This window comes from Rhizobium sp. 05N49 (genome assembly GCF_056396805.1).
The window spans coordinates 73,266-86,141 of record NZ_JBFTME010000012.1 but is presented as its reverse complement, the minus strand read 5'-3'; the positions used below and the strand labels follow the sequence as shown (position 1 = coordinate 86,141).

The window sequence follows — 12,876 nt, the reverse complement described above, 5'->3', positions numbered from 1 at the left end:
CTTATGCTCACTGGCTCTTCGGCAGATATTTGGCGATGTTTTCAGGTGTCACGAGCTCGAAGGGAACGTTGTTTTCCCGGGGCACCTTCTCCTTGTTGGCGAGCTTGACCGCAGCGTCGACCGCAGTAGCCCCCTGCCCGATGGCGCTCTGGAGAATGGTGACGTCAAGATCGCCGGCCTCCATCGCCGCGAGCGCATCGTCCGTCGCGTCGACGCCGGCGACGACGACGTCCTTCATCGGCATGCCGGCCTTCTTCATCGCGTGGATCGCGCCAAGCGCCATCTCGTCGTTGTTGGCGATAACGGCGTCGAACTTGACGCCGGCGGCCAGCCATTCCTGCATCTGCTGGTCCGCATAATCGTGCGACCAATAGGCCGCCTGCCGCTCGACGATTTCGAGGCCCTTGCATTCCGGCGTGGCGATGACGTCAGATATGTCCTGGGTGCGGGCGCGAGCCGCCGCGTGGAAGGGTTCGCCCATCAGCACGACGACGCGGCCCTTGCCCTTGAGGAGGGCGCAAACCTGCTTCGTCTCCAGCGTTCCCGACTCCTTCTCGTTGGAAGCGACGACCACCTGATTTTCCGGCAGATCGAGCAGGTTGGAGGGAACATTGTTGATGTAAACAAGCGGGATGCCGGCATCCGCCGCCATCTTCGTCATCTGCGGACCGAGGTCGCCATCTGAGACCGCAAGGATGATCGCATCGACTTTGTCGGCAATGAGCTTCTGGACCTGCTTCTTCTGCAGCTCATTGTCGCCCTTGGCATTTTCGGTGACGAGCTTCAGTCCTGATATCGTCTGCCCGTGGCTGACGACGCCGTTCAGCAGCAGCGTTCTGAATTTGTCGAGATCAGACATCGAGATGCCGATCGTCTGGGCGCTGGCGGCGGAGATCGACATCGCCAAGGTTATGGATGCGAGCGTGGCAGTCTTCACTAAATTCCCTCCGCGATTTGAATTGAGCCGGATCGTTACAAATCTTGGTAAATCTTACCTTTCATTCGCAGAGGGTTGGCCAAGGAATTTAACGGTTAAGATGATTGGCTTCAGGTTCGCAAACAGGGCCATATGCGGAAACAGGATAGACTGCGCCGAGTTTGCCGGAAGCTCGACCTCTGAGAAACTGGCCGGCCGTCATGTCACGACACAGATCGCCAGAAACCTGAACGATGCGGCTTCTGCGCTTTCGCGTTCGCGGGGAACTTCGCATCCAGCCGGCCCGCACTGGGGACAGCGTGGCTCAATACTGCGTGAAATCACCTGATTCCGATTGAAGCAGCGTCAGAGGATAGCGCGCAGGATGATGGACCAGCGCTGTCAGGTTGACCGGGCGGTTGCGATCGTCGAAAGCGATCTGGTCCACGGTGAGAACCGCGGCTGGCCGCGGCAGCTCGAGCATCACAGCCTCCTGATCCGTTGCAAGGCGCGCGCTCAGCGTTGTCTGCCCGCGCTTCGGATGAATGCCATAGCGCTCGCGAAGCTCGGCATAGAGCGACCGGTTGGCAACGGCCCAGTCGAGATCGAGCAGGCCCGGAACGCGTGAAGCCGGTATCCAATCGGTCTGGACGACGGCAGGTATGTTGTCGAGAAGACGAAGCCTCGACAAGAGAACCACTTCGGCGCCAGGCGCCAGGAACAGCGGACGGCTTACCTCAAGCGGCGCATGCACGATGCTCGCCTCGATCAGCTGATGACCGGGACTTCGCCCGTTCGCTATAGCGATGCTGGTGAAGCTTTTCAGAACCTGCAGTTCGAAGCCGCCGCCACGCTCGGCGACGTAGAGTCCTTTTCCAGGCTGGCTGTGTATCACGCCCTGCTGAATCAATTCGCGGACGGCATGGCGCACCGTGATCCGGCTGACATTGTAGAGATCGACAAGTTCCCGTTCTGACGGCAGCTTGCCGCGCAGCGGCAGTTTGCCATCGCGGATGGACGCCAGAAGTGCTTCGTAGACCTGCCTGTGCAAGGGGCGAGCATCGTTGCGGTCGATGCCGCCCTGTGGCGCGATGAATGATGCCGGCGCTTGCTGCATCTTGAATCCGATCCTGTGCTGTGTGGAGCACTCTTGCCGTTTTGTATCCTCGACGCAACCGCCGGCAGAGTCCATGTTGACATGACTGGTCATAACCAGTCCTATTGCAAGCAAGGAGACAAAGAGCTCCGCATAATGCCGAAGCGTTATCAACGAAGGGAACAATCGATGCTGAAGAAAAGCCTTGCCGCATTGGCGATATCTGCTGCCCTCTGGGGTAGCAGCGCACATGCCGAAACCATTTCCGTGTTTTGCTCGCCGACGGAATTCGAGCTCTGCACGAACGTTGCCAATGCCTGGAAGGAAAAGACGGGCAATGAGGCCAAGATCAACAAGATGCCCGCGCTTCTCGACGACGCGATCCCGATCTATCAGCAGCTGCTCGCCGCCAAATCCAAGGACGTCGACGTTCTTTTCCTCGATGTGATCTGGCTCGGCATGTTCAAGAGCAACCTGCTCGACCTCAAGACAATGATCCCGCAGGCAGACCAGGATAAGCATTTCGCCTCGACACTCAACGCGGCCAAACTCGACGGCAATCTCATTGCCATGCCGGCCTATATGGACGTCGGGCTCATGTTCTACCGCAAAGACCTGCTCGAAAAATACGGCAAGGCGGCGCCGAAGACCTGGGACGAGCTGGCTGCCACGGCCAAGGAAATTCAGGACAAGGAGAGGGCTGCGGGCTCGGCCGACATGTGGGGCTATGCCTGGCAGGCCAAGAGCTATGAGGGCCTGACCTGCGACGCAATCGAGCTTGTTGCTTCCAACGGCGGCGGCACCATCATTTCCGACGATGGAAAGGTGACCATCGACAACCCGCAGGCTGCCGCAGCGCTCGAAAAGGCGAAGGGCTGGATCGGCTCGATCAGCCCCGAGGGTGTCCTCAACTATGATGAGGAGCAGTCGCGCGCCGTCTTCGAATCCGGCAACGCGGTCTTCCACCGCAATTGGCCTTATGTCTGGGGCACCTCGCATGAAAAGGGGAGCAATGTTGTCGACAAGGTCGGCGTGATGCCCCTCCCGGTCGGCAAGGAAGGCGAAAAGTCGAGCGGATGCCTTGGCCCGATGTACTACGGCGTCAACAAATACAGCGCCAAGCCCGAGGTCGCGGCCGACTTTGTGAACTTCATCACCGGCCCGGACATGCAGAAGATGCGTGCGCTGAAGGCGGCGCTCAATCCGTCGATCCAGGCGCTCTATAGCGATCCGGAAGTCCTCGAGAAGATACCCTTCCTCAAGGATAACCAGCAGGCTTTTGCCGATAGCGCCGTGCGCCCGTCCGGCTACACCGGCACAAGCTACAATCGCGTGTCGCAGGCTTTCTACCGCTCGGTTCACGACATGCTTTCCGGCGGTGCCGAGGTCAAGTCCAGCCTGACATCGCTGGCCGGTCGACTTGAGAAACTGAAGGAAAGCCGCTGACGCTCTCCGGATCTCCGGCGGCGGGAACGATCCGCTGCCGGAACGCGTCACTGCCTCGCCATCGAATAGGATGGCGAGCCCTCTGCCGTCTCATACCCCCAGGTGAACAATGGCATCGGTTTCGCTCGAATCCGTTTCGAAGAATTTTGGTACGCATACTGTTATCCAGAATGTCGACCTGCAGATCATCGACGGCGAGTTTGTCGTTTTCGTCGGTCCCTCCGGTTGCGGCAAGTCAACGCTTCTTCGCATCGTCGCCGGCCTGATCTCCGCGTCGAATGGCGTGGTGAGGATCGGTGGCGACGACGTGACTGATGTGCCCGCCTCCCAGAGAGGCGTAGCCTTCGTCTTCCAGTCTTACGCGCTCTATCCGCATATGAATGTTGCGCGCAATATCGGCTTCGCGCTTGAGACACTCGGCATGAACAGGGCCGCGATCAGCGAGAAAGTGCGGTCGGTCGCACGGATGCTGAAGGTCGATCATCTGCTCGAACGCCGGCCCCGCGAGTTGTCCGGCGGGCAGCGCCAGCGCGTTGCGATCGGCCGAGCCTTGGTGCGTCAGCCCGAAATCTTCCTCTTCGATGAGCCGCTGTCCAATCTCGATTCGGATCTGCGTATGGAGATGCGCATGGAGATCGCCAAGCTCCACGATGATCTGAAGACGACGATGATCTATGTCACCCATGACCAATCGGAAGCAATGACGCTTGCCGACCGGATCGTCGTTCTCAATCACGGACGTATTGAGCAGGTCGGCACGCCGAAGGAACTCTACCACAGCCCCGACAACCGGTTTGTCGCAGGCTTCATCGGCAGCCCCCGGATGAACTTCCTGCCCGTTCAGTCAGCTTCAGCCAAGGTGACCGGCCCGGGCGGCCTCGTTATCGATGCAGGCCCCGAGGGCCAAACTATCGCCGAAATCGGCATACGGTCGGAGGCGATCCAGCTAGTGAACGCTGGAGACGGACGAATGACCTGCGTGCTCGAACGTATCGAGGATCTTGGCCATGAGCATTTTGCCTACTGCCGCATCAACGGCGACGTCATCTGGGTCATCCGCGTCAATGTCGAGCCGCCGAGGGAACTGATCGGCACTGAGGTCGGTCTCAATTTCCGGGATACTGCGATCTTTGCCTTCGCTGCCGATGGAAAACGCCTCATTCTCAACCGTCAGGCCGCCGTGATCGAAGGAGGGCGGCAATGAGCGCCCGGCTTGCCCGCCGCGACCATCGTGCGGCCTGGCTGTTTCTGCTGCCGGTTATCATCGTCATGCTGGTCGTCGCACTCTGGCCGCTCGGCCGCACCTTCTTCTTCGCCTTCACCGATGCCTATCTTGACGACCCCTCCGTCTATTCAATGACGGGAATCGATAACTTCCTTGAGGTCATCAACGACCGCAGCTGGTGGATTGCCGTCAAGAATACGCTGATCTTCACGGTCATCTCGGTCGCGATCGAGACGGTTCTCGGCCTGGCGATCGCGCTCCTCGTCAATGAAGCCATTCCCGGCCGCGGGCTGGCGCGCGCCGCCATCCTCGTGCCCTGGGCGATCCCGGTCGTCGTCTCGACGAAGATCTGGGAATGGATGCTCAACGACCAGTTCGGCGTTATCAACAAGCTCCTCATCGGGCTTGGCCTCATCGATCATGGCATTCCGTGGACGGCGAGCGGATCGCTCCTTATGGGCGTCGTGATCTTCGTCGACGTGTGGATGACGACCCCGTTCATGGTTCTGCTTATCCTGGCAGGCCTGCAACTGATATCGTCGGAGATATTCGAGGCAGCGGAGGTCGATGGCATTCCGGCTTGGAAACGTTTCTGGTCGATCACCCTGCCGATGCTGCGCCCCGCGATCGGCGTAGCGGTCCTCTTCCGCGCCCTCGATGCGCTCAGGATGTTCGACCTTGCCTATGTGATGGCGGCAAGCAACGAGAGCGTCATGACCGTCTCCATCTACGCGCGCGACCGGCTGATCAGCTTCCAGGAGCTCGGCATCGGCTCGGCGGCATCGACCTGGGTCTTCCTGCTCGTCGCGCTTGTCGCCATCATCATCATCGGGGTCCTTCGCCTCGACAGAGCCGCGGGGACCTGAACGACATGGCAGATGCAATCATCCCGAAGACCGTCCGCAGGCCTGCCTCCTATTTCAGGATGCGGCGCCGTGTCGTGCGAAGCCTGCAGATCCTGGCCCTTCTGCTCGTCCTGTTCTACACGTTGTTTCCCTATTACTGGGCCTTCGTTTCCTCGACGAAGCAGGGGTCGGCACTCTATCAATCGGCGCTGATGCCGGCGTTCGACTTCACCTACTATCGCCAGTTGCTCGACAATCCCGTTTTCATGGGCTCGCTTCTGAACTCCGCCTATGTCGCGGTTTCAACCACGTTCCTGTCGCTCGTCATCGGGCTCAGCGCCGCTTATGCGCTGGGGCGCATCGACTTTCCGCAACGGCGCACCATTCTGATGATCGTGCTGATGATCTCGATCTTCCCGCAGGTCGTCGTTCTTTCCGGCATGTTCGAGCTGATCAACTGGATGGGTCTGTTCAACCGGCCAAGCGCGCTCGTCCTCACCTATCTCCTGTCGACCGTGCCCTTCACGACCTGGATCCTGACCACCTTCATACGCGAGTTTCCGCGGGAACTCGAAGAGGCCGCGATCATCGACGGCTGCTCACATTTCAGAATTCTGATGAAGATCCTGTTGCCCCTCATGGGACCTTCGCTTGCCAGCACGGGCATTCTTGCCTTCATTCTGGCTTGGAACGAGTTCCTCTTCGCGTTGACCTTCACGCTGACGGACGAGAACCGGACCGTGCCGGTTGCAATCGGCCTGATCGCCGGCAATAGCCGGTACGAATATCCGTTCGGTCAGATCATGGCCGCATCCGTTACCGTAACGTTGCCGCTGATCATCGTCGTATTGATCTTCCAGAGACGTATCGTTGCCGGCCTGACGGCAGGCGCCATCAAGGGCTGACAAAGGACTAAACCATGGACATGCTGGTAAAACTCTACGAGCTGAAGGCGGATCCTGCGCTCGATAAACGCATCGCCGAACAGGGTATCACCATCCGGCGTGTCCTTGCGCCGGAGTTGAGCGCTCTGACGGCCTGGATCGAGCCGCGCTTCGGATCCGGCTGGGTCGCGGAAGCGACGGTTGCCACCATGCGCCAGCCGCCCACTTGCTTCATCGCGATCCAGAACGACGAACTCATCGGCTTTGCCTGCCACGACGCAACCGCCAAGGGCTTTTTCGGGCCGACCGGCGTCGATACGGCCGCCCGCGGCAAAGGTGTCGGCCACGTTCTGCTGCTGACCACGCTTCTCGATATGTACGCGCACGGCTACGCCTACGGGGTAATCGGGGGCGCTGGCCCGATGGAGTTCTACCGTCGAAGCGTCGGGGCAATCCCGATCGAAGGCTCGGACCCCGGCATCTATCGCGGCATGCTGCCGCTTGCCCAGCCGAGAGGCATTTCGGAATCGGGCCACTAAGTCTGATCGTGACAGATGTAAAAGCTCACGGAGACGTGTCGCTCGATCATCGTCTCCAGTGCTGTGGTCACGGCACTAGAGACGATGCTCACTTCAATTGAGAGACGCCTTGGCAACCGAAACAGGCATGCCGGCRGCTTTCAACCCAGCAAGGAAACGCTCCTGGTCTTCGGTCCGGGCGAGCCGCTTGGCGACTTCGCGCCCGACATTGGGGATCAGTGCGGGTGACCGGAGCTGGATCCAATCGAGTTGCTCCTTTGCTTCGGCCGTTTTCCCAAGGGTCCCGAGGATGGAGAGCAAGACGAGGCGATGCATCGGGTTGTAGTTCAGATCCGACATGCGCGACCAAAGTTCCGCGGCTTGCGTGTCACCCCGCATGAACGCACAGAGCGCCATCCCGACTTCGTAATAGCCGCGTGGCCCGGCATTCCTGTTGATGGCCTCGGAAATCAATTCACAGCCTCTGCTCCATTCTCCCGACATCGACAGACGTAGGCCATACTCCCCCGCCACTTCCGTGTCGTTCGGATTGCTGGCATAGGCCGCCTCGCCGGCGCGCAGGGCCGCAACCATGTCATTGCTGAAAAAGTTGGCGAGCATCAACGCCTGAAGGGCGCGCGCATTCTTCTGGTCGAGTTGTACGGCGCGTTCGGCAAGCTCCTTTGCAAGATTGAGTGTGGCGGCGGTCGGCTTGGTGTTCAACTGGTACGGAAAGCGGAACTCGTCGAGATGGACCAGCGAGAGGAAGGCGGCAACATTGGAATCATCGGGCGTCTTCTCGATGGCCCGCTGCAGGCAAGACTTCGCAACATCATGGGTCTTCACGGTCATCTCGCTGCGATAGCTATAGTAGGAGAGAATGCAGGAAAAGGCGTCCGAGCCCCCGGCGATGCTGGCAGTGTCTGCCGTAAATATGACGCCGAACGGTCGTGCCACCGCCGTCGCGATATGTTCCGCAAGACTCGCCTGGGTTTTCAGGATGCCCTGCACTTTCATGTCGGCATCGTAATTGTTGGCCCAGATGACCACTCCATCCACCCGTCGCACGAGCCTGGCAGTTGAGCGCAGGGTGCTGCCTTCCAACCGCACGCTTCCCTGGAGAGCATAGAGCGGCTGCGGTGACGCCTGGCCTTCTCGATTGCGTGGCAGCGGAGCGACCACGACAATATCGTTGAAGGGGACGAGTTTTTCGATGATGTCGTCGGTGATGCCACGAGAGATATCGGATGCATGTCCGTCATCAGAGGCACTTTCAAAATGCTCGACAACGATGGTTGGGCGACTGGTTACCCCCCTCGCCGCTTTGGTGTTCGTGTCGAACGGGCTGACATGCCCGAGCATCACAGCCACAGAGGCGAGGACGATCCCGACACCCCCCGCAATCAGCCAATATCGGGAGCGCGACGGATGCCTGCTCGCCGCGGCCCGGCTGGTCGTGTTCCTGATGACGTTGACCCGCCCGGCGTCATCTCCTCCCGATAAAGGCTGAGGTTCTTGTCCAAAGCTTAAGACATCCGCATCCTCGATATCCTGTCTCACATCGAAGACCGGTACGTAGCCACCACGGGGAACCGTGATGACGATCCGGTCAGCGCTGCCGGCGGTCAGATAATAATGTTCCAGTTCCCGCCTCAGCCGCCCGGCTTCGATGCGGACACATGGATCCTGCTGGGCATCGAAGTTCGCATCCCTGCCGAAAACCGCCTGGGCGATGGTAAAGGCCTTCAGATAATCGCGACGGCCCGCAAGTGTCTCGTTTACGACAAATTCAAGGAATCGCCCCGCCCGCTCGGGAAGTCGAAACTCCGGGCTGGATAGGATGCGCTCAAGTTGCTGCAGCACCTCCTCCTGAGAAGGTGCGCTGCCGCAAGCCCTGTCAATGCCTGCATTTGTCATCGGCGCCCTCGAATCCGATTGATCACAACCTGCAGTATGCTGCCACCGACGATAATCCCATGTCGTCACCGCGGCAACGTGATTTAATAGAAAAGGCTAATTTAACGGAAGGATTTCAAGAATCGACCGTATGACGTCAAGGTTACTGCAGGCGGTCATCGGTCGGCGTAAGATACCGTATCCTACCGCAATGGACGTGTATTTTACTGCCCTCGTCCCCGCGCGCGCTCTATCATCATCCTCATTCTGGAGGAGGCGGCGATGACATCACCTGAGACGTCCACATCCCAATCTATGACAAGCGCAGAGGACCTGCGCAAACGTGCTCTGGAACTCCAGCTTCTGGAAATGGAGCGCAACGAAAAGATCAAATCACGTGAAGCAAAGAAACATGCCGATTTCGTAGAGGATTTCTTCCGCAAACAGATCGGAGAAACGGAACGCGCCGTCATTAAACGGCTGGTGATGAAAGCGGCGGCGGACGGCAAGTACGAGGCGCTGATATACAGTTTTCCATCGACATTCTGCAGTGATAGCGGCCGCGCCATTAATAACAACCTGCCCGGCTGGCAGAAGACGCTGCAGGGTAAAGCAAAAGAACTTCTCGAACTGTTCGAGGAGGTCGCCAAGCCGCAGGGTTATGGCCTCAAGGCGATGATCATCAATTTTCCCGACGGCATGCCCGGAGATGTGGGTTTCTTTCTCACTTGGGAACCGCCTCTCGACTGACCCGTAACAGCAGGCATGAGCGAAGGAATATCGGATTGAAAGCGACCGAGATCGAGCGAAAGTTCCTGGTCCGCAACGATAGCTGGCGCGCTTGCGCCGGCGCCCCGCATCTGCTGCAGCAGGCCTACCTTTGCCGGCGCGATCAAAACCCTGTCCGTGTCCGCCTGATCGATGGCTGCTCTGCACGTCTAACGATCAAATTTCGAACGCCGGGCCTTGCCCGAGAGGAATATGAGTATCAGATTCCGGTCGATGAGGCCCGGGATCTCCTGCTCCATGCGGGAGGCCGCGTCATCGAAAAGACCCGCTACCGTGTTCTCCATGATGGCAAGAGCTGGGATGTGGATGTCTTTGCCGGCGCCTATGAGGGACTGACGCTCGCCGAGATCGAAATGGCGAGCGAGGATGAGCAACCGAACCTGCCGCAATGGCTGGGTCGCGAGGTCACGGGCAGGAAGCGATACTCCAACCGCGCCATGGCAGCTGCCTTGCGCTTTTCGCCGGCAGCGTCGAACGCCGCCGGCTGAACTTCTATTCGCTTACCACGGTCCAGCTTGCGTCCGGGTTGAAATCCTTGATCGCTGCTGCGCGCTCTTCCGTTTTGGGGCCTAGATCACGCTGGTAGATGATGTTGGCGCCATTGATCACGAATGTCTGCACGCCCGTGACCCTGTATTTGACCGGCCAGGCAATCAGTGCAAAGCCGCCGGTCATATAACCGTTGATGATGTAGCTTTGCTTGCCCCCGAGCACGTTGTCACCCTGAGACGTCAGAATGCGGTAGCGATAGCCGAAATAGCCCTCCCCGCGCTTGGCGGCACCGAAAGCGGCGGTCTCGACGAGCGCGCTTGCCGGACTTTCCTCGGGATAGACGTTCGGATCCCAGTACAGGCCGTCAAGCTTGCCGGGACTGCTGATCAATTTCTTCGCGAATTCATAAATGCCATCGCCATCGCGGTCCTCGGATGCATACTGGTATTGGGCCGCGACATATTCGTGCATCGTGTCGATGGTGGCGAGTTCGTTTTCACCGATACGACGATTGGTAATCTCTTCGAGGCCGCGTTCGGTGTCAAAGGACCATTTGCCGTCCTTGTCTTCGGTCACCGGAAACGGCAGCGGCCAGAGCCGATCGCCGATCGCAACAATCTTTTTGCCGTCGAAATCCCGCAGGATCGCCTGCCGTTCCGCGCCCTCACGGATCAATCCGTAAGCGATCACCGCCTCGTTGCTGGAACGCAGCTTGTCCGCCTTTAGGCCAAGCAGAGCTGCGAGATCTTCGATATTGCCGGAACCGAGCACCGATTTCAGTTTGTCGAGCGCAAGCTCCGGCGTGTCGAATTTCGGTGAGGGGGTTGCCGCCACATATCCGGCGAGATCTGTCTGTACTTGCGAAAGCGCCGGCGCAGCCGGCATTGCGCAGAGCGCCGCCGCGAACATGAGCGGAATTACGGTCGATTGGCGTCTCATGATGTAACTCCCTGAGCTGAAAAAAGGTCTCACCGCCGTCTGCCGCCACCACCGCCGCCACGCCCGCCGCCGCCCTGCGGGCGAGGCCGATGCTGTGCGGGGCGAGCGGACTGACGATGGGCGCCCATGCTCTGCGATCCTCGTTTCGAGGCGACAGCTTCGCGCCGGCCGGACTGGACATTCCCAAGTGCGCTCGGTTGACGCCCCCGATTGTCGGGCCTGGCGGCCATCTGCGGTTTATTGGGCCTGTTGGCGGATCTCTGCGCGGGTTTGGACGGGCGATTGGCCGCCTTCTGAGGACGTGCCTCCGGCCGGCCAGCTGCAGGCCGATTTCCTGCCGTTGGTCGATTTCCTGCTGCTGGGCGATCCCCTGCCGATGGCCGGTTTCCTGCCGCTGGGCGGTTTCCTGCCGCTGGGCGATCCTTCAGGCCCTGTGCCGTGCTCTTGCGGATGTCGTCCGCACGCACTGAATTGGCGCGATTACCGGGCCTCTGGGCAGCCTGAATATCGTTTGCCCTGTTGCGCAACTGGTTGCGATTGTCAGCCTGCAGGCCGGACTTGATCGCCGAGCGGTCCAGCTTCGAAAGCTGGTCCTTGCCGATGCTCAGTTTGCTGCGGTCGACGTTGCTCCAGTCGACATCATTCCACTTGAGCTTTCCATTGAAGTTGCGGTCGTTCAGGCAGTTGTTACAGTCGATATCGATATCGCCACCCCAGCGGCCGCCCCAGACACCCCAGTCATCCCAGTTGACGACAGCCGCCCAGGCGAGGCCGGTCACCGCGCCAGCAAAGAACGCGGCCCCAGGGTAATAATAGTTGTCGTAATAATTGGGATAATAGGAGATCGGCGCCGAGGTATAACCCGGTTCGTAAAGCATTTCCGGCGGATATTGCGGGATATAGATCTTTTCCGGATCCGTCGGCCGGATGATGATATTGTCGTTCTCGGTTACGACCGTCACCTTGTCATCCGTCTTGATGATGTTCTTTTCAACCGCCTCATCGCGAAGCTGCTGGATGGCAATCAGGACGTCCTTTTGCTGATTGGTGAGCGCATCGGCGAGCGATTGGGTCCAGTCGAGATCCTCGCTCATCATCTTGACGACGTCAGGGTAATTGAGCAGCGAAACGACGCTGCCGTCCCAATCACTCTTGGGCTTGAGATCGGAATTCTTCTTTTTTGCTTCCAGGAAGCGCTGTGCCTCGATGATCTGGAGAGGAAAGAGTGAGGCGGCGGAAATTGCTGCGACCAGTTCATCCGGATAGAGAGCGATCCGCGCCACAAGCACTTCGAGTTCGTCCTCCGACAGAAGCGTGGCCGCCGGTTGCTCGGCAGCCGCCTGCGCGGGCGCCGCCGCAGCAGGGGCCGGGGCTTGCGTCTGGGCTCGTGCCGGTAACGTCGGCTGCAGCGCAATGATTGCCAACGCCGATAACCCACCAAGCAGTTTGTGGGACAATGCTTTCATCACGCACGTACCTCCCTTGGACAATTGAATGACAGATACGCTTACGGAAATTTCGGGCCGGTCTGCGGGGACCGCCTGAGCATTACGATTTTCGATTGGGCAATCGCCTCCCCCATCTCTTTCAACAGGGCATCGACGAGACCCGCATATTCCAGTCGCCGCGCCTCCCGAACAGCCTCCGGTAGCCTCTCGACATGCGCCAGAGCCTGCGCCGCAGCGGTGAGATCCTCACACATGCTGTGAAATGGCTCATTGATATAGAAAAGTCGCTGCACCAGCCGCTTCTGGTCGGGAAAATAAGTCTCAGCCGTCTCGAGGGCGGACAAATATGTCGAACCTTGTTCTCCCGACACCATCCCCGCCC

Annotated in this window: 13 protein-coding genes; 7 read left to right on the top strand and 6 right to left on the bottom strand. The window is 59.3% G+C overall.

Going from position 1 to position 12,876, the window contains the following annotated elements; translation table 11 throughout:
- Nucleotides 1-7: 7 nt before the first annotated feature.
- Together AC1DF8_RS23010 and AC1DF8_RS23005 are read right to left on the bottom strand one after the other, a co-directional pair.
- Nucleotides 8-937 carry a substrate-binding domain-containing protein gene (locus tag AC1DF8_RS23010; RefSeq protein WP_112545387.1) on the bottom strand — a complete coding sequence of 310 codons (930 nt, stop codon included), beginning with the start codon at nucleotides 935-937 and terminating at the stop codon, nucleotides 8-10.
- Nucleotides 938-1,241: 304 nt separating this feature from the next.
- Complete coding sequence (locus AC1DF8_RS23005; RefSeq protein WP_478155170.1) at nucleotides 1,242-2,033, bottom strand: GntR family transcriptional regulator; 792 nt, start codon at nucleotides 2,031-2,033, stop codon at nucleotides 1,242-1,244.
- A 168-nt stretch (nucleotides 2,034-2,201) separates the two neighbouring features.
- Between AC1DF8_RS23005 and AC1DF8_RS23000 the strand changes: the two genes are divergently transcribed.
- The 5 genes from AC1DF8_RS23000 (at nucleotide 2,202) to AC1DF8_RS22980 (ending at nucleotide 6,951) form a co-directional block, all read left to right on the top strand.
- Nucleotides 2,202-3,458 carry an ABC transporter substrate-binding protein gene (locus AC1DF8_RS23000; protein ID WP_112545385.1) on the top strand — a complete coding sequence of 419 codons (1,257 nt, stop codon included), beginning with the start codon at nucleotides 2,202-2,204 and terminating at the stop codon, nucleotides 3,456-3,458.
- 109 nt (nucleotides 3,459-3,567) lie between these two features.
- Nucleotides 3,568-4,662 carry an ABC transporter ATP-binding protein gene (locus tag AC1DF8_RS22995; protein ID WP_183882407.1) on the top strand — a complete coding sequence of 365 codons (1,095 nt, stop codon included), beginning with the start codon at nucleotides 3,568-3,570 and terminating at the stop codon, nucleotides 4,660-4,662.
- On the top strand, nucleotides 4,659-5,549 hold the full coding sequence (locus tag AC1DF8_RS22990; RefSeq protein ID WP_112545383.1) for a carbohydrate ABC transporter permease: 891 nt from the start codon (nucleotides 4,659-4,661) through the stop codon (nucleotides 5,547-5,549). The genes AC1DF8_RS22995 and AC1DF8_RS22990 overlap by 4 nt, the downstream gene beginning before the upstream one ends.
- Before the next feature lie 5 nt (nucleotides 5,550-5,554).
- Nucleotides 5,555-6,433, top strand: a complete 879-nt coding sequence (locus AC1DF8_RS22985; protein WP_112545382.1) for a carbohydrate ABC transporter permease — start codon at nucleotides 5,555-5,557, stop codon at nucleotides 6,431-6,433.
- Between the two features lie 14 nt (nucleotides 6,434-6,447).
- Nucleotides 6,448-6,951, top strand: coding sequence for a GNAT family N-acetyltransferase (locus AC1DF8_RS22980; protein ID WP_112545381.1), 504 nt, complete (start codon nucleotides 6,448-6,450; stop codon nucleotides 6,949-6,951).
- A gap of 93 nt (nucleotides 6,952-7,044) precedes the next feature.
- Here AC1DF8_RS22980 and AC1DF8_RS22975 read toward each other — a convergent pair whose 3' ends face one another.
- Nucleotides 7,045-8,847 carry a hypothetical protein gene (locus AC1DF8_RS22975; RefSeq protein ID WP_478155167.1) on the bottom strand — a complete coding sequence of 601 codons (1,803 nt, stop codon included), beginning with the start codon at nucleotides 8,845-8,847 and terminating at the stop codon, nucleotides 7,045-7,047.
- Nucleotides 8,848-9,108: 261 nt separating this feature from the next.
- Here AC1DF8_RS22975 and AC1DF8_RS22970 point away from each other — a divergent pair, with 261 nt between their 5' ends.
- Nucleotides 9,109-9,576, top strand: a complete 468-nt coding sequence (locus AC1DF8_RS22970) for a hypothetical protein (RefSeq protein WP_112545379.1) — start codon at nucleotides 9,109-9,111, stop codon at nucleotides 9,574-9,576.
- A gap of 35 nt (nucleotides 9,577-9,611) precedes the next feature.
- On the top strand, nucleotides 9,612-10,103 hold the full coding sequence (locus AC1DF8_RS22965; RefSeq protein WP_478155166.1) for a CYTH domain-containing protein: 492 nt from the start codon (nucleotides 9,612-9,614) through the stop codon (nucleotides 10,101-10,103).
- A 4-nt stretch (nucleotides 10,104-10,107) separates the two neighbouring features.
- Here the strand turns inward: AC1DF8_RS22965 and AC1DF8_RS22960 are convergent, their stop codons facing one another.
- Genes AC1DF8_RS22960 through AC1DF8_RS22950 form a run of 3 tightly spaced genes read right to left on the bottom strand, consistent with a single transcriptional unit; the run spans nucleotide 10,108 to nucleotide 12,868 of the window.
- Complete coding sequence (locus tag AC1DF8_RS22960) at nucleotides 10,108-11,046, bottom strand: DUF2950 family protein (RefSeq protein ID WP_112545377.1); 939 nt, start codon at nucleotides 11,044-11,046, stop codon at nucleotides 10,108-10,110.
- Nucleotides 11,047-11,075: 29 nt separating this feature from the next.
- Nucleotides 11,076-12,512 carry a DUF3300 domain-containing protein gene (locus AC1DF8_RS22955; protein WP_478155289.1) on the bottom strand — a complete coding sequence of 479 codons (1,437 nt, stop codon included), beginning with the start codon at nucleotides 12,510-12,512 and terminating at the stop codon, nucleotides 11,076-11,078.
- Between the two features lie 41 nt (nucleotides 12,513-12,553).
- Nucleotides 12,554-12,868 carry a hypothetical protein gene (locus AC1DF8_RS22950; protein ID WP_112545494.1) on the bottom strand — a complete coding sequence of 105 codons (315 nt, stop codon included), beginning with the start codon at nucleotides 12,866-12,868 and terminating at the stop codon, nucleotides 12,554-12,556.
- Nucleotides 12,869-12,876: the final 8 nt, after the last annotated feature.

Coding starts and splice junctions, on each gene's coding strand:
- AC1DF8_RS23005 (WP_478155170.1), bottom strand. CDS start 2,033: ATGCAGCAAGCGCCGGCATCATTCATCGCGCCACAGGGCGGCATCGAC.
- AC1DF8_RS23000 (WP_112545385.1), top strand. CDS start 2,202: ATGCTGAAGAAAAGCCTTGCCGCATTGGCGATATCTGCTGCCCTCTGG.
- AC1DF8_RS22995 (WP_183882407.1), top strand. CDS start 3,568: ATGGCATCGGTTTCGCTCGAATCCGTTTCGAAGAATTTTGGTACGCAT.
- AC1DF8_RS22990 (WP_112545383.1), top strand. CDS start 4,659: ATGAGCGCCCGGCTTGCCCGCCGCGACCATCGTGCGGCCTGGCTGTTT.
- AC1DF8_RS22985 (WP_112545382.1), top strand. CDS start 5,555: ATGGCAGATGCAATCATCCCGAAGACCGTCCGCAGGCCTGCCTCCTAT.
- AC1DF8_RS22980 (WP_112545381.1), top strand. CDS start 6,448: ATGGACATGCTGGTAAAACTCTACGAGCTGAAGGCGGATCCTGCGCTC.
- AC1DF8_RS22970 (WP_112545379.1), top strand. CDS start 9,109: ATGACATCACCTGAGACGTCCACATCCCAATCTATGACAAGCGCAGAG.
- AC1DF8_RS22960 (WP_112545377.1), bottom strand. CDS start 11,046: ATGAGACGCCAATCGACCGTAATTCCGCTCATGTTCGCGGCGGCGCTC.
- AC1DF8_RS22955 (WP_478155289.1), bottom strand. CDS start 12,512: ATGAAAGCATTGTCCCACAAACTGCTTGGTGGGTTATCGGCGTTGGCA.
- AC1DF8_RS22950 (WP_112545494.1), bottom strand. CDS start 12,868: ATGGTGTCGGGAGAACAAGGTTCGACATATTTGTCCGCCCTCGAGACG.